A 20,821-nucleotide genomic window follows, 5' to 3' on the forward strand; every position below is an offset into this window, starting at 1 on the left:
GAACAATTGGGTTTGCAACTCCGTCCCCGATGGTTTTGAACATCAAAGAGTCGAGACAGTGCCATCAGGTTCACCATCTCCCCTGTATTCTACCTGAAATCGACCCAGAACGCCCCCACTATAACTTTAGTTGGGTCAGAGAGCCTCAATATTCAAGCGCAACCCTTAAACTAAAATCTCAATCGACTCAAGGTTTTTTTCAACGCATCAGGATCCACAGGCTTAATTAAATAATCATCCGCCCCCAACATCGTCCCCCATGTTTTATCAACATCCGTCCCCTTAGTCGAACAAATGACAACCGGAATTTGTTTCGTGTCGGGACTACTTTTTAAAAAACGACAAAACTCAAAACCACTTTGACCCGGTAGAATCACATCCAAGAAAATAATATCCGGTTTACTTTGACCTAATTTTCCTTGCGCTTCTTCTACACTTCCAGCCGTCATGACCGTTAACCCCGATTCTTGTAGTTGACGGGTTAAAAACTCCCGATCTGTCACACCATCTTCAACAATAAGCGCCATCTTCATAAAAACAACAGTTTCCTAACGATAAAAAACAGAGCATGACATCATCCAGCAAAAGGGACTAGAATTCTACCGTTGCAGCTTCATCCACTTTGTGACATCCTCTCGACACCGACCCTAGGGGTACGGTGCGGGCTTCCCCATATCACTATGAGGCTTTCGGTGCTTCTACGGGAGGCTCTAGATATCTTTTTAGGGACATCCCCGATAACCTCTTCCTCTACAGGCAGCTTGACCCCCAGTGCGGGGCTTCCCGACGATGAGCTAAAGGCAATATAACCCGTGAGGGGGTATCCAAACCGGATAAAATATGTAATGTAATAATCTGCCCATCCATGAACTCCGGGATTCCTCTCCCTTCTCCTTGACCACTATTAACCGGATAGGCCGGGAAACAAGCCCCACTGATACTTAAACGCAAACCATAACCCTCCGGCACAAAACAGGCCGTCTCCTGTAGGGGAATTTCCAGAGGACTGGCCGCAGGCTGAGTTATGCGTTTATAGCCTTGGGTGATATTATACACAGTTCCATCCGGTCGCACCTCGGATAAAATAGCACACAAATCAAAGCTTTCCCCATCCGTTTCCCAGTAAATCAAGACCCGTCCCTCACCAACAATGTGACACCCTTGGGAGAGAGGAGGAGTCGTATAGGTAATCACATCACTACGACCGTCAAGAGCGCTCCGTTCAAAAGACCCCGCCGGACTAGCAGCATGACCCCCCAGCGCCGGAACAGGTCGCCAAGGGTCATGAACAAGGCTATCCTGTTGAAGAGTATCCGGGGGCGTAGTCAGGAGTTGCCCCCCATCCTCCCGCAGGTTAGCTAAACCATTGCTGTGGCAATAGTACACTTGGGGGGAAAGTTGCGGCAGCTGCTCAAAATCTTGCCATTGGTTGCGCCCCATAATAAACAGACGCACCGGAGGCTGTGCTAGCTCTCCAGTATCTCGACCTTTGAGGTGATAGTCAAACCAACGGATTTGTAGCTCATCCACCGGACTGGCCGCCTCTGCACCATAGTCTAAAGCCCCCACACGGCGACACCAAGGGAGATGTCCCCAAGGCCCAATGAGCAACCGTTGGGCAGCCTTGCAGTGGGTCAGACTGTAGCGATATAAGCGCAAAGTGCCGCGCAGGTAAGAGTCAAACCAGCCCCCGATGTGGAACATCGGCAAATCCACCCGGCTTAAATCCGGAGTGAATTGTTGCCAGTAGGGGTCTTGGGGGTTGGGGTGATGTAACCATTGCTGATAGAAATTACTGGGCGCGTATTTATTCAAACTCTCCTTAAAACGGGGAGAAGAGTCATAAAAAGGGAGGTCACCGGAGGCACTGTAGAGGACTTTATAGGCCGTGGCATCCCCTTTTAAGCGAGCCGTTTCCGCCGCCAACTGTACCGCCCAGCCCAGATTCCCCTGTAAACAAAACGCCCCATTTTCATAAGCCCAATCCTGATAGAGATCATAGGCCAACATCGCCGGACACAGCGCTTTCAGGGCAGGGGGTTGATGTTGCGCCGCATAGAGTTGGGTCATCCCCTGATAGGAGAACCCATACATCCCCACCACACCAGAACTCTGGGGCAACTGTGCCGCCCAGTTAACCGCATCTTCGCCATCTTCTCCCTCCCGGGTGAATAGCTCAAACTCCCCCTCTGAAGTTCCCCGACCCCGCACATCTTGAATGGCCACAATATAGCCCCGGGCTGCATACCAACGGGGATGAGCATAAACCACCGTTGAGGCAATTTTTCGACCATAGGGTTGTCGCATCAACAACACAGGAAACTCCCCGGACTCATCAGGAGTATAGACATCTGCATCTAAGCAAATGCCATCCCGGGTGTACATAGAAACAGTTTTCTGGATAATCTTCAAGGGTTTTGAGCGTGAGAGGAAAGGATTGGAGCGGGTTTGTATCTAGTCTAACCAAAATTGAACTAGCTAGAGCTTGCTGAATAACTCTGCTCCGGGTGGAAAACAGGGAACGGGAAGGAACAGGGGGAATAGGAAAAAGGCAAGCTTTTTTGATGATTTATCCCTAACACCTTGCAGTTTCTCGCTCCTAAACCGCCAAAAGCCCTACTAACACTGATTAGATGGATATTCAGCAGACCCTAGCTAGAACTTTGTTAGGGTGCGCCAGCGAGACGATTAAGTTCAATCCTCAGTGTTTCTCGACTGCACACCCTCATCCAATTAGGGCAAGTTTCAATTATTGTTCGCGCTCAACAAACGACCAATAGTTTTATTATTCGCCGTAAACGTTTTACGCGCCACTCGTTGCACATCTGCCGCCGTCACAGCCGAAATGCGCTCGATTTGTTGAAATAAATTCCGCCAGTTTCCTGTTTTCACCTGATAACTGACTAACAATTGTGCCATTCCCATATTGGAATCTAGACTGCGCAATAAACCCGCCCGGGCTTGGGTTTTCGCCCGATCTAATTCCTGTTGTGTCACAGGTTCTCGTTTCATTCGTTCAATTTCTACTTCTAAAGCTGTCGCTACATCCTCGACGGTATGATCGGGCGCAGTTAGGGCATAAAATAGCAGCAAATTGGGGTATTTATCCCCCGGAAAACCATTAAATCCTTGGGCATTTAAAGCCACTTGTTTCTCTTCTACCAAGGAGCGATAAAGCCGAGAGGTTCGACCATCACTGAGGATGCTAGTCATAATTTGATAGACGGCATGATCTCGGTCTGTAATCGCCGGACGGTGAAACCCTTCTAAATACCAAGGTTGGGATTCTAAGGTGAGGGTGACTTCCCGGGTTTCCTGTTGGGGAGGTTCAACTAAGGTCATTTCAGGCGGTTGTGGTTGGTTTGGATAACGCCCAAAATAAACCTCTGCCAACTGTTGCACCTGATTCGGGTTGACATCGCCCACAATGGCCACCGTGAGATTATTGGGGACATAGTACAGATCAAAAAACGCTTGAATATCATCCCGTCTCATATCGCGTAAATCGTCTTCATAGCCAATGACAGGATGTTGATAAGGATGGGTGGTAAATGCTTCCCCTAAAAAGGCTTCCACCATTTGACCAATGGGGGAATTATCAACCCCTAAACGGCGTTCTTCTAAGATGACTTCTTTTTCTTCAAAAAATTCCCGAAAAACAGGTTCTAAGAAGCGTTCGGATTCTAAGGACATCCAAAGTTCTAATTTATTCGAGGGGAAGCTGTAGAAATATACCGTATAGTCCGCAGAAGTGGCTGCATTTAAACCCACTCCTCCCTCTTTTTCTACAATCTGCCCGAATTGGTTTTGAATCGCTACATCTTTGGCTTGAGCATGAATTTGATCAAAATCTGCTTGCAGTTGAGCGACTTTTTCTGTCTCTCCTGCTGCTTTAGCGGTTTTGAGTTGTTCAAACAAGTCATCTAGCTGATCTAATAAAACCGCTTCTTTTTCATAGTCTCGGGTGCCGATGCGTTTTGTGCCTTTGAAGGCTAGGTGTTCAAGGTAATGAGCAAGACCTGTTTTGCCTTCGGGTTCATCGGTACTGCCCACATCGGCATAGGTTACAAAGGAGACGACTGGGGCATCATGACGTTCTAGGACGATGAATTTCATGCCATTTTCAAGGCTAAATTCCGTCACTTGGTTAAGCACCCGATCTAGATAGGGTTGAATGGATTGGGCTTGGTTTTGAGCCAAAGCCGGGGTTATGGTGCCAGTCCAGATGATCAGTAGGGCAAAGAGTCCAGACAGAACTTTTAACCACTGCACAGGACGGGATGCTGTTTGTTGACGCTCCATTGGTGTTAAACGCAGAGTTAGACGATGGTTTGTTCTTTCCCATCTTAGGCGGAATAGGAAGGACTCGCCAAACTCCTTGGCTTTTTCCCCCTGTGGGGTGTGGGGAATAGGGAGGGTGTAGGGGAAATCATGAATTCCCCCTACCGCGTTTTCTTGAGCCATTTATAGCGGGTCTATCTGGGTTGTGAATCTCTTTTGGAGGAAGAATGCAGGAGTTCAGAAACTCAGAAGTCAGTAGGGGAAGAGCTTTGAGCCTCTAATTCAAAAATCCAGGGTTATGTGATCGCATTTCATAATTGATTGAGGCTTGCTATATTCTATAAAAACGGACTAATCTACGTTTTTATAGAATAAATGTTTGCCAATTTGCACGGTGAAGGTAGCCCCTCGGGTCCAAGTGGGACGCGCAATATAATTAGCATGATAATGAGTGGCTCCCCCTGTGGGATCAGGGACGGATGCTGTTAACACTTTTTTGGCATTTTCTCGACATTGATTAAAAAGTGTATTTCCTTCTTCTACAGATTTAATAATGCTATTGTTGGCATCATTAGGGTTCCAACAGGAAAATTGCCAAGGTTTTAAACAAACTTCTTTCACGGTGCGACCATACCATGTTTTTTCCCCGACTCGGTTTATAATAACCCAACCGACCCCTATTTGTCCTAATTCGGACTCTCCTCGCGCTTCCCCAAAGATGGTTCTTGCTATAATATCAAGGTCATCTCTGTTACTCGATAGGCTGCTAGTATACAGTGAGGGTAGATGAATGACATCATCAACTTGAATAATATGGGGGTTCCTAATCTGGGGATTCAGGGCGAGTAAACTGGGTAAGGATAACCCATAGTCTCGCGCAATTTTAGATAAACTGTCTCCGGTTTTTACTCTATAGTGAGTGAGCATTGATCGTCATCCTTATTGATCTGATTGTCATTTTTACTAAGGTTATGCTTTTTGGGTGTTGCGCTTCGCTGTCCCCAAGCTACACATACCATGATGGAAATACAATTAAAGAAATAGCATGATTTTTGCTATTTAGTAGCATCTATGTTTTGGCCAATAAGTACTTTATGGGTTTACTCAAAGGCTAAGGGTTTCGTACAGTTTGCTATGGCGCACGATATAGATTATTTTGTTACCCTATCAGCAATTGTACTAAATTTACTTATAAATTTAGCGGTTTCTTAATTGTTTTTATATAGTTTACAAAAATTTATATTTTTTGAAAAAATCTAAAATTTTTCGGAAGAATTAATTAAAGGTTGGAAGCGTTAAAGTTACTTGTTTTTGGGTGATTATTGTTTAAATAACTATGCTAAATCCGGTTCAACAAAATATTTTAGTTCTGGCTGTTTATGGGATTGTCTTGGCGTTTGTGTTTTATCAGATGTGGGTGGATCTGGATGAGTTTGTTTCGGTGAAGTTAGATCAAGAGGCGTTAAAAAGGGATTTGGAAGGGCAAAATTTAGAGGATTTGGTGGAAATTGAGTCTAAATTTGACGATTTGTATAAACCGGAACAGTTAAAGGCGATCGCACTCACGATTAAAAACAAGTGTCCGAAGGAGACGCTGTTTATCAATTGGGAGCGTAGCACGCTTAATGATCTCAAGGGGGAGTCGCGACGGGTGATCCGGATGGTGCCGGGGATGAAGGTGGATCTTTCTCAGCCTCAAGTGTTCGGATTGGTGGCACCTGGACAAACCTTGAAGGAAAAAATCACGGCTGAACCCTGTTTAAAACCCAAAGGAGATGGTAGTTTAGAGCTTGCGAAGCCGTTATTTAAGGCAGATGGGTTATTAAAGGCGGCGAAAAAGGGCGATCGCGTCACCCTGCGTTTAATCCTTGAATTTAGCCAACCGACGGTAGGGGTTCACAATACCAGTCTACATCCCATCTCCTGTCAATTTAAGTTCAGTAAAACGCCCCTTGCTCGTGCCATGTACTGGGAGGGAAAACCACGCAAAAATCAGAAAGGCAAGGGACAATGAGGGAGTAAAATCTGCCCCCCAATCCCGACCAATAAAATGCCACCTAAGACCTTAAACTGACCTTGAAAAATCGCCCCAAAATGATGGCCAACCCATAACCCCAGTAAGGAGAAAGCCACAGTTACTAAGCCAAGAATCGTCATTAACTGAACAATCCCCATTTCTACTCCGGCTAATCCAACTCCCACCCCTAAACTATCTAAACTCAACACAAAGGCTAACCCTAACAGGGTGAAACCATCCAAGGATAAATTTTCGGGTTGTGCCGCATTAGAAACTATCCCATCGTAAAGACTTTTTGCCCCTAAAAAGGCTAATAAAATCCCCGTGAGTTGTCCACTAATGACGGTTAAATCAACCCCTAAATGTTGACCAATTCCCCAGCCCACTAAGGGCATGAAGACTTGAAACAGTCCAAAACAGAAGGCCATCCTGATGGCTTGCTGCCAGTTGAGGTGAGGGACTTGTAAACCACTAGATACAGATACGGCGAAGGTATCAGAAGCTAGTCCTAATGAAATGAGTCCTAGGGTGGTCAGAGTCATAATCACTCCTCTCGGGTCAGCGATTCAAGGTACTTATTTCTTCAGAAACTCAGCCATGATTCCGTATACTTCATCAAAACCTTACATAAATCTTTTCAATGGCGGATTATTTTCTGAGTTCTATTGTTTTAGAATCGTTCGCAGAATGTGATGTTCCCTAACTGGATGTATCTAGGCCAAAACTCTGATGGGTACCGGGATTAATCACGATTGCGCCGGAAACCGGGTTTCTGGTGGCTAGGTTTCCTTATGAGGCAACCTGAAAGAAACAAGAATCCCCAACGCAAGACGTTGGGGTACTTCAATCTTCAAACGTGAACTACCCCACCCTGCCTAGGCGCGAGGATGGAGCTTCCTGATTCAATGGGAAGTGCTTTCCATACCGAAGTATAGCGAGTCTTATCTTCCCTCCCCAGGCAGAAGTCCTAGTTCCTAAGACCCAAATTTTCTCTTGCAACACAGCCCTTTTTAGCTTGGTTTTCGCTTTGGGAGTTAGTGGTCAAGATGTATTTATCTTAGCATGGATTCGCTGTCGCTCAGTATATTGCTGGGTTGCTATCCATCCCCTCCCTGCAAGCGAGGAAGGGGAATTCCGCAACCAACATTTTTGTTAAAAATGGCTCGGGGCAGATTTGAACTGCCGACCTTGGGCTTATGAGTCCCCTGCTCTAACCAACTGAGCTACCGAGCCGTAAAATTTCACTCGCAGTTATTAATCCTAACACAGAATTTTCAAAAACTCTACTAAATTTTTTGGAAAATTGGGCGGGGTTTAGATTTCTCCTGTCCCTAATTTCGTGAGTTGTTGGGTTGTGTTGTTGCTTCACTCAACCTACGGGCGCTGTGATTGGTTTGTTGGGTTGCGCTTTCCCTGTGCCTAACCTACGGATCGCGCAACCTAGGGGTTCTATTCTTTGGGCTGGGGTATCCTCTGGCAAGGAAAAGCCCCGTTCAATGCCTCAGCATTGAACGGGGAAACTCAACAGGATCGTATCGGTAAACCGCAGGCAATTTCTAACGATTTCTCGGTAAGAACGCCATAGGATTCACAGCACCGCGTCCAGCTGGGTGGACTTCAAAGTGCAGGTGAGGCCCGGTGCTAAAGCCTGTGCTACCCATCAGGGCAATTTTCTGACCTTGCTCTACGCGCTGACCGGGACGCACTAACAGGCGGCTGTTGTGAGCATAACGGGTCATGCTGCCGTCGGGGTGGCGAATATCGACTAAGTTTCCATAACCGCCAGAGTTCCAACCTGCGGTAATGACTTCTCCGGCGGCGGCGGCATAGATGGGGGTTCCGGTGGGTGCGGCAATATCAATGCCTCGGTGCATCCGTCCCCAACGAGGACCATAACCGGAAGTCAGGACACCGCGAGCCGGCCAGATGTAGCCGTTGAATTCGGGAGGCCGTTCAGGCAAGTATTGATCCCGATCCTGTAAGGGGGGCAGTTGAGGTTCAACGGCTTGACCCGAGGGCAGTTGTAATAAACGGTTGTAGCCTTGTACCGGAGCGGGTGCGGCGGCCACAACACTAGGCTGAGGATTGGGACGCTGTACGGTAGTCCGGGTTAATTGAGGTTGACGGACTTCTTCAGCTACAACGGTGGTGGATGGAACTGAACTGGTGCTGGCTTGGGTGCGTTGACGCTGCCATTCGGGGTTAACCGGAGCGGGTTCAGGAGTTGCTGCCACTTGAGGGCTAGACTCATGAGAGCTTTCGGTATAGTCGCTGGAGGTTTGGCGATCGCGTTGAGCGCGATACTCTTCCCGCATCCGGCGAATTTCGTTGGCCATCCGCTCTACATAGGGGTTAGCCGGATCTTCGAGGTTAGAAGCCACGGTTGCGGCAGGTGTTTGAGCCACAAGAGTGGATTCTGAATCACTCGTTTCTTCCCCACCGTTATAAATGACCGTTGGGGTTTGACTCACTAAGGTGCGCACCATTTCGGAGCGAGGAATCCGCAGTTCCTGATTAATTTGCAGGTTATGAGGATTACGGATGTTGTTGGCCTGCATTAATTCGGCGCGAGATACACCGTAGCGGTTGGCAATGACATCTAAGGTGTCACCGGGTTGTACAAGGTAGACAGAACCCGTAACGGCTGTAGGGGGGACAAAGACAGAATCACGGGAGGTTGTAGAACCACCGACTTGAGTTGCCGCCACAATCACGGATTCGGGATTTTGGGCGACGGGTTCTTCTGCCGTTGTTTCTACAACGGTTTCGGGAATGACTACGGAATCTTCTGCCGGGCGTTCTGTTTGGGTGAAGGCCTCGGTGTTAAAGGAAAAAGTAGATGCAGATTCTGAAGAAGAGGAGGCGATGATTCTGGGAACATCCCCCTCACGGGTTCTAGTGTTGGTGTCGCTGGAAAGGGTAGGGGTTGTGGGAGAGGCTACCGCTTCACCAACGGATAAAGACTCAAGGGGTGCTGCTTGTTCCTCTGTTGCTACTTGAGGAGAGATTAAGTCGAGTTCGGACGCATCCTGACGCGGGTTGAGGAGATGATCAAGGGTTCCTGGGACTACCACAGAATCTTCTGAGACAGATTCGGGAGTGGAGGAAACCAAAGCACTGGCATCAGGTTGATGACGGGCAACAAGAGTTTCGGCAGGTCGGTCATCTTCGCTGGCAGCAATCCCGTTCACGGTGGGGATTTTCAGCGTTTGACCAATGGCGAGAACCGATTCAGATTGGATGGCGTTGGAAGCGGCGATCGCTTCGGGGGTGAGACCGTAGTCTTGAGAGATGTCCCAAAGGGTATCGCCATCCTTAACCCGGTGTTTGATTAAAGCCGGGGTAATCACAGCCGGAGTAGTATTGGCGGTGACGGATTCCTGAACCACTACACTGTTGGCAGCTACAACGGAGACAGCATCTTCTGTGTCGGAGTTCGTTGGGGCTTTGGTGGTAATGGGCAGGGTATTCAGGGAAGATTCTGCGGCAAGGGCTTCTTCACCTTGGCTGGGGAAGAAAACACCTGCGGAGAGGGCAGCAATTCCTAACACCGTGGCACGAGCGCGACGGGCGACATCGTTGTTCAGTTTAGAAGTTGTCTCTTCCTTTGCCGAGGGGTTGGTCAGGGTCTCAGGGGAGTCTGCTAGGCAGGGAGGAATAGTTTTGTTTTGTGTGAGTGAGCGTTTCAACAACGACCTCCTAGTGTGTAATAAGCGATTGACTGTCTAGATTAATCTGCGTTTGATGTTACTCCATGATTTGGGTTTTGTAACTGAACGCATTATCGCAAGTGACGACAATCACTGACAGTAAACTCACAGTGAGTAACCTAGGTAAGATTACTCTGCTTTTCCAATTTAGACAAGTCAATCGGAAAAAAAAGTTGATTTGAGAGTGAAATTCCCTGATTGAGTTGCTCAGATTGATCAGGATTAACCTGCAAACAGCCAGCCAAAAAACCCAGCCCCAAAACTTTGGTAGGCCTGAGATTTGGGATCTGTGTGCGGTTTAGGATCAGGTGCAACTCTTGGAATAACATACGACTACAGAATGTGGGCTTCCGGAATGACTGACAAACTCAATCGGAGATTATGGAGTGAGATTGTAGCACTGTTTTGAGAGGGGAGGGTAATACTGAATTTCTTGATCCCTGATGGCAACGATAAGCAGAAACAATCAAGAAAGGGGTAAATGTTGATGGTAGAAAAAGCTGCAAACTGAGGGTTTTAAATGCTTTCCCACGGTTCTATATTTTAAAAATAGTTTTTTTGAACTATAAAAAAAGGGGTAGGTGATGACTCCTAAAGAGATGTCCGTGATGATAGAAATTTCTTATCAGGTTTCTCTGATTTTGTAACTTGGATAACTTAACTCCCCTTGAGGGACACATTCTCTGTAGTTAGGTGCAAAGAGCAGGGGAGAAAGGGAAGGCTAGAAGCCTTAAAAAATCTAGTCTTTCGGGCAAGAGATGCGGGGGGTTTCTAGGTGGCCGAGTTGTCGCCGCGCTTCAAAAAGGGCGACGGCGGCACTGACGGATAAATTCAGACTGCGTACTCCTGTTTCGGTCATGGGAATATAGAGGGTGCTGGTGCATTGCTGCAAAATCTCGGGGGGCAAACCTTGGGTTTCGCTGCCAAACATTAGCCAGTCGTCTTCTTGAAAGGTGTATTGTACATAGCTCTGGCTACCACGGACGGAAAAACCCAGTAAGCGCCCGGTGCGAGTTTGGTGATAGCTGAGGAAGGCTTCCCAGTTTTCGTGATAGTGCAAATCAACGTGAGGCCAATAATCCAGACCAGCGCGTTTGAGATGGCGATCGCTAATTTCAAATCCTAACGGCGCGACGAGGTGGAGAGGCGTTCCCGTGGCGGCACAAGTTCGGGCAATATTACCTGTATTCGGGGGAATTTGAGGATAAACGAGGACGACATTGGGCATAGCTAGAGAATGGGGAAATGTCCTATAGGGTACGACAGTTTGGGGGCGTTCGGGCTGGGGGGAGACATGACCTATACATTTTTCTGATATCACAGAATGCCCCTCCATTGATTAGTTTTTATTAACTATTGTAAACAGAACCGATCAATTGGGTGAGCGGTTAATCCTTGAATCGGGAGTTGGGTTAAAGCGGAAAGAGGGGATTCAGACAACTAGGAGAGGCAGGATCAGAAAAGAGCAAGATAGAATAAGGCCAAATTGTGAAGAAAATCTAAAACGCTCACGATCACAGAAGAGGAAAAATCTCCGTCAAGGCTGACTAGCCTTGCTTTTCAACGAGTCAATAGGAGGACACTCAGGACATGGATGTACCGAATCCCATCGCAAAATCGAGAAAAAACTCTGCCTTTAAACATCTCATGACCGTCCACTGGTGGATGGTCGCCTGCTATGTAATTATTTTCTCCCTAGGGATGATCATGGTGCAATTACCCGCAAATTTCGATATTCGCAGCCCCATGTATAGCGTCCATAAATCAATGGGCGTGTTAACCATGGCCTTGTTAACTTGGCGGATTTTAACCCTCTTGCAGGTGTGGTGGAAGAAATACACCCGACGATTCCCTAAACTGACGCTTCCTTGGTTTAAAACGGTAATTTTGCATACGTCACTTCATCTATTTATGTGGGCGGTTCCGATTACGGGCTATTTCCTCTCCAACTCTTTCCGCAGTAATAATGTCCAATTATTTGGGCTACCCTTACCGGATATCTTCCCGGTGGATTCCAGCGCCGTGGGATTAGCCCGTAATTTGCATTTCTGGCTGAGTTATACGTTTCTGGCCTTTATTGTCTTACATAGCCTTGATCAATGGAAGGTTGTCCGGGCTAATCTCCGCCGTTTTCGCAGTTTTCTGACCAAAGACCAGAAAAACCTAGATTGAGCAGGTTAGCTTGCCCCCCTAATCAACCCATTCCCGACGGGGTTTAAAGGACTCAATCCCTCGTAACTTCTCATAGAGTTCTTTTTCTTCGGGGGTGATGGTTTTGGGAATGACTACCTCAATTTCGACTAATTGATCTCCCCGACCTTGATTTTCCGTGGGGAATCCTTTTTGGGCGAGACGCAGAAGTTGACCGGAACGCACGCCACTGGGGACATTCATCTTGACTAAACCATCCAAGGTGGGAACTTCCACCATGCCCCCTAATACGGCCTCGGTGGGGGTGACAGGGACGCGACAGAAGATGTCGGGGCCTTGGAGTTCAAAACGGGGATGGGGTTCAATGGAGATTTTTAGATACAAGTTGCCCCCTTGAATACCTTGACCTTTCAGACGGATTTTCTGACCGTCTAACATTCCGGGGGGCATATCCACTTCTAGGGAGCGGCCATCTTCTAAACGAATGCGTTCCCGTCCTCCCCGATAGGCTTTTTCGAGGGGGAGGGTCAAACGGGCTTCTACGTCTCGGGGGCGGTCTTTGACGGCGGTTCGACCTACGGAATACTCGGTTTTGGTGCGGCCGGGGCGGAAAGCGTCGGGGTCTTTGGGGTTTACACGGGTGCTAGTGCGGGGGGCAGACCGGGCTTTTTCCTGACGTTTGAGGAGTTCTTCGACAAACCGATTAAAGTCGGGGTAATCTTGGGGGTCTAGGTCAGGACTGGGGGTTTTGCCGTTGCGTCGGACGGTGGTTTTCCCTTTGCGCTTAAAGCCGCTTTGCTGCCAAAAACGACTGAATTGGTCATATTGCGATCGCCGATTTTCATCAGACAAGACCTCATAGGCCTCGTTAATCGCCTTAAACTTCTCCTCCGCGCTTTTATCCCCCGGATTCAAGTCAGGATGGTAGCGTCGGGCGAGTCGGCGAAAGGACTGCTTAATATCCCCATTAGGGGCATTAGGGGCAACTTCTAAAATGTCGTAATAATTGCGAAAATTTTCCATAAGTGCATCGGGAACAGGGCATAGGACAAGGGGAACAGCGAGCCAGCTTACATCTGTCCCCTAGGACAGAATTTAGAACCAATCATCATCATCTTCATCCCAGTTATTTTCATAAACGGGACGAGTGGGACGGCGCTCTCCCCGATTATTCGCCCGGTCATTATAGGGATCTCGTTCCGGCCGCCCCCGCTCATAGGGTCGAGCCTCATAGCGTCCTTGTTCGGTCCGAGGTTGTTCATAGGGGCGGGCTTCATAACGACCGTAGTCTCCCCGACCTGATGAGCCATAGGCGGGCGGTTCTGCCCCCCGTCCCGGACTATTGTAGGGGTCATAATCATAATAGGATGACCCCCGTTCATCTCGTTTTTTATCTCCCGAAAAGGTGCGCTTAATGGAGCCAAAGAAATCATCATCCTCCTCGGCCGCATACTGAAGGCGTACCTCCCGATTCAGTTCATAGAGGGCATCTTGTAAATCGGCAGCCGCCCGGTCTATCCCCCGTTCGTCCTCCCGTTGCAGGCTTTCCTCTAACTCCCGAATCAGGGAGTCAATTTGACGGCGGTAGTAACTGGCGAATTGGGTACCAAAATCTAGCGCCACCTCTTTTAAACGCCGTTGAGACTGATCCACTAAGGCTTTCGCCCGATTGCGTTTTTCCACCCGTTCCCGTCGTTCCCGGTCTAACTGGGCGAAGCGTTCGGCTTCCTCAATCATCTCGTCTACTTCGGTCTGACTTAAGGTAGAAGCCCCTTGTACGACAATACTCTGTTCTCGTCCGGTGGTTTTATCCATTGCTGTCACCTGTAGGATACCGTTGGCATCAATATCAAAGGCGACCTGAATCTGAGGAATGCCGCGAGGGGCCGGGGGAATTCCGCTTAACTTAAAGCGTCCCAAGGATTTGTTATCCCGTGCCATTTCCCGTTCCCCTTGCAGGATATGGACTTCTACCATGGTTTGATTGTTTTCCCCGGTGGAGAAGATATCGGAACGACGGACGGGGATGGTGGTATTGCGGGGGATTAATTTTTTCATCACCCCACTAACGGTTTCTAAGCCTAGTGAGAGGGGGGTAACATCGAGTAAGAGGATGTCTTTCACATTCCCAGCTAAAATTCCCGCCTGAATCGCCGCACCGACGGCTACCACTTCATCGGGGTTAACATTTTGGTTGGGTTCCCGATTGATTAGATTGCGGACTAAATTCTGCACCATGGGAATCCGGGTGGAACCGCCCACTAAGACCACCTCATCAATTTGCATGGGGGTGAGTCCCGCATCTTTGAAGGCGCGTTTCACCGGACGACGGAGACGGGCGAGTAAGTCTTCACAGAGAAACTCAAATTCTGGGCGAGATAGGCTAGTTTCAATGTGTTTGGGGCCGTCTTCGGTGGCGGTGATGAAGGGTAAGTTAATTTCTGTGCTGGCAACTCCAGAGAGTTCTATTTTGGCTTTTTCGGCGGCTTCGGTTAATCTTTGGAGGGCTTGGCGATCGCTTCGTCGTAAATCAATGCCCTCGACCTCTAGAAACTTCTCCGCTAGCCAGTCTACAATTTTCCGGTCAAAGTCATTCCCCCCTAACTGGGTGTCCCCACTGGTGGAACGCACCTCAAACACCCCATCGCCCACTTCTAAAATAGACACATCAAAGGTGCCGCCCCCCAAATCAAACACCATAATCGTCTGATTTTGTTGGCGGTCTAAACCATAGGCCAACGAGGCCGCCGTCGGCTCATTAATAATCCGTAACACTTCCAACCCCGCAATCCGCCCCGCGTCCCGTGTGGCTTGCCGTTGGGAGTCGTTAAAATAGGCCGGCACCGTAATCACCGCCCCCGTCACCGATTCCCCTAAATAGCGTTCCGCCTCTTCGGCCAGACGACGGAGAATAAAGGCCGACACTTCTTCTGGGGAAAAATTCTTTTCTTGGCGCGGACAGGGGATTTTAATGTTCCCTTGTTCATCTCGACGCACCGTATAGGCCACCCGTTTGGATTCAGGGTTTAATTCGGCATATTTGCGACCGATAAAGCGTTTGACAGCATAAAAGGTGTTTTGGGGGTTTAAGACGGCTTGCCTGCGTGCCATTTGCCCGACCAGTAAATCCCCATCCTTATTAAAACCAACAACGGAGGGGGTGGTTCGCATTCCTTCGGAATTGGCGATCACGATCGGTTTCATGCCGTCCATTACGGCAACTACCGAGTTTGTTGTCCCCAAGTCTATGCCAACTACTCTACCCATGCGTGCTGTCAATATCCTTAATAAATGTTAAGTCGCTGTTCTCATTGTATCTTGCCAGATGTTTAACTCAAGAGGGGAGAGCAAAGAGAAAAAAGAGACTGCAAGGGAGAGTGGGATCACGCCGACTTCCTTCGTTGCTCAAGGCTATCGGGTAGGGCAATTTTAGGGCTTTCTGCCAGTAAATAGTCTAAAAAGGTCTGAGCAATGACCGATAGCTGTTTCCCGCGTAAATAGCTGGCATACCAATGAGTTTGGATGGGGAAGTGTTGGACATTGAGGATGGCCAACTCACTGCGATCGCCTTCTGTGTTCAGGGTATGCTGAGACAGAATGGAAATTCCTAGACCTCCTGCGATCGCCTGCTTAATCGCTTCATTACTCCCCAACTCTAAACGCACTTGTACATTAATCTTATATTGATTAAACAACTGTTGAATCGCACGACGAGTTCCCGACCCAGACTCCCGCATAATAAACGGCACATTCTGAAGTTGTTTCAAGGCAATATGGGATTTTTTCGCCAGAGGATGATCACGATGGGCAATCACCACTAAAGGATTTTCTAGAACAGGATGAGTATTTAAATCAAGATCCGTCGGAGGCTGACTGAGAATATAAAGATCATCCAGATTCTCCTGCATTCGGCGAACTAATTTCTGGTGATTCGTCACTTGTAGCGCAATATCCACATCAGGATACCGTTGGCAAAAAGACCCCAACACCCGAGGGACAAAATATTTCGCCGTCGTCACCACCCCCAAACGCAAACGCCCCCGCTTAATGCCTTGTAAATCAGCCACTGTCATTTCAAACTGTTCGAGGCGCTCAAAAACATCATTGCACGTGGCTAACAACGCTTCTCCCGCTTGTGTTAAATACAATTGCTTGCCAATTTGTTCAAATAAAGGTAAACCCACATGATGGCTCAATTGTTTAATCTGACTAGATACTGTCGGCTGAGTAATCAGTAGTTCTTCAGCCGCACGGGTAAAGCTACCATGATGAGCAACCGCTTGAAACACTCGGAGTTGATGAAGAGTAGCTTGCATAATCGTTAAGTCAGGGCATCAACAATCCACAGAAAGGAGTCAAAAATCGTAATCACAAGACATCTGCAAGACCCGCTTTGGCTAACGGTGGGATAGGCGTTTCCCCCTGATTCCCAGAGATGTCCCCCCCATTATGGATTATTTCTCCATCATACCCCAGTATCCTAAGAGAGATTCACCTAGTCCCATCCCCCCAAGGCTGACAAGTTAAACCCACTCCTCAATTCTATACGGATTTGACAGACTTTGACAAAAGCAATATTTCTGGAAATCTTCTTAGATGTCATTCATGTAACCTCCTTCCTCAAGTTGATCAATCCATTGAATAACTTGCGGATTGGGGCGTTTGGCAACCAGTTCTGAAATAACATTAGTATCGAGTAAATATTTCATAAAACTAGCTCACCGCGATCAGGACCTGCATCAAGGGTGAGGTCTAGTTCCATACCAACTAGGGGAGATTCCTTGAAAAAATCCGAGAGTTTCTTTTGCGTTAGGAGTAGTTTACGATAATCAGCACAGGAAAGCACAATCGCTGTTTCAGTGCCGCGTCGTGTGATCACTTGAGGGCCATCAGTTAAGGTCGCTTCAACAACTTCAATCAGTTTGTTTTTTGCTTCCTGTAGTTGCCAAGTACCACTCATCTTCAACCTCCTAAACAGCTAGTCTGTCTAGATTGTAGATCAACTTCATCGATGGCGGCTTTAGTACCAATCCACTATCAACAATCCCTCAACTCTTTGAAATTCCCGCGTATTGTGCGTTACCAGTGTTGCCTGCTGTGTTAAAGCGGTTCCTGCAATTAGGACATCGAAAGGGCCAATAGGCTGTCCTCTTTGCTCTAACTTAGCCCGAATATTGGCGGCAACTTTAGCCACCTGATGGGTGAAAGGTAGCACATTGACACGACTAAGTAAAACATTGAGTTGCTCACGACGCTTATCAGCCTCGGTAGATTTTTCCAGCCCAACATAAAGCTCAAAAAGGACAATCGTTGGAATTGCAATTTCACTAGCTAATGTATTTTCTAGATGGGTTTTGACTTGCCCAATACCCTTGAAATAATAGATCACTATATTAGTGTCCAAGACATACATTACAAAGTCTCCCTTCCTACATCTTGAGTTAAAACCCCTCGTAACTCTTCAGCCGTTGGAAAATCTGGCCAAGCCCCCGCCAACTCGCCAACCAATTGTCGCCAGGATTGCATATCTTCAATTGTCGTCATACTAGATAGACCATCGATCTGCTCTTCCTGATTCTGGACAAACTGGGCAAATACCAAAACCATCTGAGATTTTTGCTCAGGCATAGATTTTACCAGTTCATAGATTTGGTCTGCTGTACTCATCATGCCGCTAACACCTCATTCATCTCATCAATAATCCCATCCATCCTATCGCCAGATTGCAGTTACACAGATTGAGCCAATTTAGCCCTCAAACCAATGACCGTTATCCCAACCACCTCCTGAGTTTCTTCGTCATACCGCAAGACTATTCCATCGCCAATATCCACCCCAACAGCAGGGCGCGCAGTCCCTAACGACAAATATAAAACATCTGCTTCTTGGTGATAGTCCCAATTGGCATGATCGGATCTCTGTAAGATTTTTAGCGCTTCCATAGAACGTTCCTCCGTTGTGATGAATGACCAGTGAGATAAGCCGTTAAAACGAATCCGTCTAATTGACTAACCTCCCAATAAGCAACAACAACATTATAATTTTGAAGATAGAGGGCTAGGTTGGCGATTATTCACAATATCCGCCTTATCAATGCCTTCAGCAATCAGCACCTGGGTTAGACCTTCCTCAAAATTATCCTCCTCAATCACAACCTGATTACCGACCAAACGGGCATGAAATAAAATCGTATCCATCCATCGCTGTTTATCCCACCCCGTCGCCAAAACCAGAAAGTGACCCGACTCAAGATCACAAACAGGATAAAGCCTAATCGCTTGGAGACGTGGTTGATCCACTGTAGCAATTTGCACAGTCTTCTTGAGAATGTCAGCATAGCTTAACCTTAAGGCGTGATCCATTGCACAATAACCTCCTGAAGTGGTTCGTAAACTAATAAGTTAATTTTATTACGCTGAAGGACTAACTGAAAAATGGGCTTTTGAAAATGGTTGATTTAAACTTCTTGACTCACTGCCAGGAATAACTGGCGATCAGGTTCTTGTTCCCCCAATGCCCACTGGTAAAGTTGTAATTGTCCCATCGTTTTCTCTAGTTCACTAATTGGGGAAGAAGTATCAAAATCCTTTACCTCAACAGCAATTTTGCGATTAGCCTTCTGCGCTGTAAAAAACTTTTCGGCTCCTAAATCAGCCTTTAAAAGGGTTTGCTCTAAGACCAAAACTAACGGATCATCTGTGATTGTCCATCCATCTGCTTCTAGAGTATTGCGGAGGGAAAAATGTAAACTATCTCGCCTTGACATTACGCCGCTAACGCCTCATTCATCTCATCAATAATCCCATCCATTCATTATGGAGTAAACTGGCGTTCCAGATATTGACGAATAATACCGACCATCAACTGAGGAACAGAGGTTCTCATCTTTTGAGCCAAAGAATCCAGCCGTTTCATATCTTGCTCAGATAGCTCATCGTTCACCTCAGCCCAAAGATTAAGTTGTTGTTGAGCATAGATTTGATAGCGTTGTATTGCCTCTCTGGAATTTGGAATAGACCGCCACTCCCCACCTTCTACAGATGCTAACAAATCCCGCTCTTCCTGATCTAATGTAGACATTGCTCTAATCTCCTAAGTATTGCTTTTTCATTTAAAGCTCCTTTCAAGGTTGAACTACCCCCCTCCCAGAAACCCGGTTCAACCTATCAACCCTAGACTGGATCAGGTAATGGCTCAAAAACAATCTCTTCATAAAATTCCTCGATCGCCCCACTAAAATTAATACTGGCTAACTCGACGCGATCGCCCCCCCGATAGCTGAGAAGCAACCAATCCCCCGCCTCATTTTTATGGTAAATATCAATCGCCATCTCCTCAGAACTCGCCAACACATAATCCACTAAATTCGGATTACGGCGATATCTTTCAAACTTCTTGCCACGTTCGCGTAGCGTTTCCGAAGGAAAATCATAGGCCTCTGTACGGGGGGATAAAACCTCCACAATCAAGCAAGGATAAGTGATATACTGAGTGGTAGAATTATCTCTCTGATCACAAGTAACACTCAGATCCGGATAGGTATAGTTGCAAGTATTGAGAATATTCACACGACAGTCAGAATTGTATGTTTTACAACCACTTCCCCGCAAATGAGGCTTAATAATCGTTAAAAAGTTTCCTGCAATATCACTATGATTTTTTGTCCCCCCACTCATCGCATAAACCCGCCCATCAATTAGCTCATGCTTTTCTAGCTGCTTTGCTTCCCAAGCAAAATACTCTTCAGGGGTAAAGTACGACTCCTGTTCTCTCGCTACAATCATGAGAATCTCCCATTCTACAAGTTGTAATACCAGTTTAAACCTTATAAGTCACATTCCGCAGGTTAAGACTGATTATGTGAGTAAATAGTCCGTCAGGCCCCCCATATCATCATTATCCGGTCTGAGGGAGTCTACGCAAATCTTCATCTGGTGGATTAACGCCATAGTTTATTCATCAAATTTAACCCGTTTGTAAAGGTCTGAGAGATGAAGCTGAAGGTTAATTATTTCTAGTTCCACAATGGCATCTTTGCCGATAAATTCGGTAAATAACCATTGACGCTCACCGACTTTTCTGTAAAGTTCGACTCGATGGGATTTTTGGTCAATCAACAAATACTCTTGTAATTGGGGAAGGGAACGATAGAGGGTAAATTTTTGACTTTTATCAAATCCGGCAGTAGAAGGGGATAATACTTCTGCGATGAAACAAGGATTGGTTACGGCCATTTGTTGATTGTCGGTAAATTCAGGTTCTCCTTCAATCACCATCACATCGGGGTAAACGTAGCTCTGAGATTCCCCAATCCATAGCCTCATGTCACTGACAAAAATTTCATAATTTTGCTCTCCCCTTTGTAAGGGAAGTAAACGACTTAAGTTTAAGGTTAACCGATTATGATTAGCTGAAGCACCCGCCATTTTAATGATTTCTCCTCGAATCCATTCACTTTTATCAATTGCTTTTTCCTCTTGTTTTAGATAGTCTTCAATGGTGATTGAGGGTTGCTTAATGATGACAGCCATAGTTTATCTTTGATGTTAAGTGAACACAGGTACAGCAATTTTGAGGAAACCCCTCCCCCAATTTTGACAAGTTAAGACCCAAAGTTAGGGATTGAGGGAACAGGGAACGGGGAGTTGGGAATCGGTGTAGG

General features: G+C 47.0%; 21 protein-coding genes and 1 tRNA gene. 2 read left to right on the forward strand and 20 right to left on the reverse strand.

Annotation, left to right across the window (positions count from 1 at the left end):
- Nucleotides 1–170: 170 nt before the first annotated feature.
- From SPI9445_RS0106545 to SPI9445_RS0106560, 4 genes are all read right to left on the reverse strand, one after another.
- A complete protein-coding gene (locus SPI9445_RS0106545) occupies nucleotides 171–533 on the reverse strand; it encodes a response regulator transcription factor (protein WP_017303934.1) in 363 nt (120 codons plus the stop codon).
- 217 nt (nucleotides 534–750) lie between these two features.
- Entirely contained in the window at nucleotides 751–2,385 is a 1,635-nt protein-coding gene (locus SPI9445_RS0106550; protein WP_017303935.1) for a CocE/NonD family hydrolase, read from the reverse strand.
- Between the two features lie 360 nt (nucleotides 2,386–2,745).
- The gene (locus SPI9445_RS0106555; RefSeq protein ID WP_026079581.1) at nucleotides 2,746–4,302 is read right to left on the reverse strand and encodes a M16 family metallopeptidase; all 1,557 of its coding nucleotides are present in this window, start codon (nucleotides 4,300–4,302) and stop codon (nucleotides 2,746–2,748) included.
- Nucleotides 4,303–4,632: 330 nt separating this feature from the next.
- A complete protein-coding gene (locus SPI9445_RS0106560) occupies nucleotides 4,633–5,208 on the reverse strand; it encodes a cell wall hydrolase (RefSeq protein ID WP_017303937.1) in 576 nt (191 codons plus the stop codon).
- Nucleotides 5,209–5,617: 409 nt separating this feature from the next.
- Between SPI9445_RS0106560 and SPI9445_RS0106565 the strand changes: the two genes are divergently transcribed.
- Complete coding sequence (locus SPI9445_RS0106565) at nucleotides 5,618–6,295, forward strand: hypothetical protein (protein WP_017303938.1); 678 nt, start codon at nucleotides 5,618–5,620, stop codon at nucleotides 6,293–6,295.
- On the opposite strand, the gene SPI9445_RS0106570 is transcribed toward SPI9445_RS0106565, so the two are convergent.
- The 4 genes from SPI9445_RS0106570 to trmL form a co-directional block, all read right to left on the reverse strand.
- Nucleotides 6,274–6,840: a manganese efflux pump MntP gene (locus SPI9445_RS0106570; protein ID WP_017303939.1), complete on the reverse strand. Its 567-nt coding sequence runs from the start codon at nucleotides 6,838–6,840 to the stop codon at nucleotides 6,274–6,276. The two genes, SPI9445_RS0106565 and SPI9445_RS0106570, sit on opposite strands and share 22 nt — an antisense overlap.
- Nucleotides 6,841–7,457: 617 nt before the next feature.
- Nucleotides 7,458–7,531 (reverse strand) — tRNA-Met (locus tag SPI9445_RS0106575).
- A gap of 323 nt (nucleotides 7,532–7,854) precedes the next feature.
- The gene (locus tag SPI9445_RS27375; protein ID WP_017303940.1) at nucleotides 7,855–9,987 is read right to left on the reverse strand and encodes a peptidoglycan DD-metalloendopeptidase family protein; all 2,133 of its coding nucleotides are present in this window, start codon (nucleotides 9,985–9,987) and stop codon (nucleotides 7,855–7,857) included.
- A 760-nt stretch (nucleotides 9,988–10,747) separates the two neighbouring features.
- On the reverse strand, nucleotides 10,748–11,236 hold the full coding sequence (trmL, locus tag SPI9445_RS0106590; RefSeq protein WP_017303942.1) for a tRNA (uridine(34)/cytosine(34)/5-carboxymethylaminomethyluridine(34)-2'-O)-methyltransferase TrmL: 489 nt from the start codon (nucleotides 11,234–11,236) through the stop codon (nucleotides 10,748–10,750).
- Nucleotides 11,237–11,598: 362 nt separating this feature from the next.
- On the opposite strand from trmL, the gene SPI9445_RS0106595 reads away from it, so the two are divergent.
- Complete coding sequence (locus tag SPI9445_RS0106595; RefSeq protein WP_017303943.1) at nucleotides 11,599–12,180, forward strand: cytochrome b; 582 nt, start codon at nucleotides 11,599–11,601, stop codon at nucleotides 12,178–12,180.
- Nucleotides 12,181–12,198: 18 nt separating this feature from the next.
- Here SPI9445_RS0106595 and SPI9445_RS0106600 read toward each other — a convergent pair whose 3' ends face one another.
- The 12 genes from SPI9445_RS0106600 to SPI9445_RS0106660 form a co-directional block, all read right to left on the reverse strand.
- A complete protein-coding gene (locus tag SPI9445_RS0106600) occupies nucleotides 12,199–13,182 on the reverse strand; it encodes a DnaJ C-terminal domain-containing protein (protein WP_017303944.1) in 984 nt (327 codons plus the stop codon).
- A 72-nt stretch (nucleotides 13,183–13,254) separates the two neighbouring features.
- Nucleotides 13,255–15,426, reverse strand: coding sequence for a molecular chaperone DnaK (gene dnaK, locus SPI9445_RS0106605; protein WP_026079583.1), 2,172 nt, complete (start codon nucleotides 15,424–15,426; stop codon nucleotides 13,255–13,257).
- 116 nt (nucleotides 15,427–15,542) lie between these two features.
- Nucleotides 15,543–16,478, reverse strand: a complete 936-nt coding sequence (locus tag SPI9445_RS0106610; RefSeq protein WP_026079584.1) for a LysR family transcriptional regulator — start codon at nucleotides 16,476–16,478, stop codon at nucleotides 15,543–15,545.
- Nucleotides 16,479–16,864: 386 nt separating this feature from the next.
- A complete protein-coding gene (locus SPI9445_RS0106620; protein WP_017303948.1) occupies nucleotides 16,865–17,119 on the reverse strand; it encodes a type II toxin-antitoxin system Phd/YefM family antitoxin in 255 nt (84 codons plus the stop codon).
- A gap of 60 nt (nucleotides 17,120–17,179) precedes the next feature.
- Nucleotides 17,180–17,572 carry a type II toxin-antitoxin system VapC family toxin gene (locus SPI9445_RS0106625; RefSeq protein ID WP_017303949.1) on the reverse strand — a complete coding sequence of 131 codons (393 nt, stop codon included), beginning with the start codon at nucleotides 17,570–17,572 and terminating at the stop codon, nucleotides 17,180–17,182.
- A complete protein-coding gene (locus tag SPI9445_RS0106630) occupies nucleotides 17,572–17,829 on the reverse strand; it encodes a hypothetical protein (protein ID WP_017303950.1) in 258 nt (85 codons plus the stop codon). The genes SPI9445_RS0106625 and SPI9445_RS0106630 overlap by 1 nt, the downstream gene beginning before the upstream one ends.
- Nucleotides 17,830–17,888: 59 nt before the next feature.
- Nucleotides 17,889–18,101: a DUF2283 domain-containing protein gene (locus tag SPI9445_RS0106635; RefSeq protein WP_017303951.1), complete on the reverse strand. Its 213-nt coding sequence runs from the start codon at nucleotides 18,099–18,101 to the stop codon at nucleotides 17,889–17,891.
- 93 nt (nucleotides 18,102–18,194) lie between these two features.
- Nucleotides 18,195–18,521: an element excision factor XisI family protein gene (locus tag SPI9445_RS0106640; protein ID WP_017303952.1), complete on the reverse strand. Its 327-nt coding sequence runs from the start codon at nucleotides 18,519–18,521 to the stop codon at nucleotides 18,195–18,197.
- 95 nt (nucleotides 18,522–18,616) lie between these two features.
- The gene (locus SPI9445_RS26915; RefSeq protein ID WP_017303953.1) at nucleotides 18,617–18,925 is read right to left on the reverse strand and encodes an element excision factor XisH family protein; all 309 of its coding nucleotides are present in this window, start codon (nucleotides 18,923–18,925) and stop codon (nucleotides 18,617–18,619) included.
- 47 nt (nucleotides 18,926–18,972) lie between these two features.
- Nucleotides 18,973–19,239: a hypothetical protein gene (locus SPI9445_RS24600; protein WP_017303954.1), complete on the reverse strand. Its 267-nt coding sequence runs from the start codon at nucleotides 19,237–19,239 to the stop codon at nucleotides 18,973–18,975.
- Nucleotides 19,240–19,331: 92 nt separating this feature from the next.
- Entirely contained in the window at nucleotides 19,332–19,943 is a 612-nt protein-coding gene (locus SPI9445_RS0106655) for a Uma2 family endonuclease (protein WP_017303955.1), read from the reverse strand.
- A 168-nt stretch (nucleotides 19,944–20,111) separates the two neighbouring features.
- The gene (locus SPI9445_RS0106660; protein ID WP_017303956.1) at nucleotides 20,112–20,690 is read right to left on the reverse strand and encodes a Uma2 family endonuclease; all 579 of its coding nucleotides are present in this window, start codon (nucleotides 20,688–20,690) and stop codon (nucleotides 20,112–20,114) included.
- Between the last annotated feature and the right edge of the window lie 131 nt (nucleotides 20,691–20,821).

The sequence above is a fragment of the Spirulina subsalsa PCC 9445 genome, from assembly GCF_000314005.1.
GTDB lineage: Bacteria > Cyanobacteriota > Cyanobacteriia > Cyanobacteriales > Spirulinaceae > Spirulina_A > Spirulina_A subsalsa.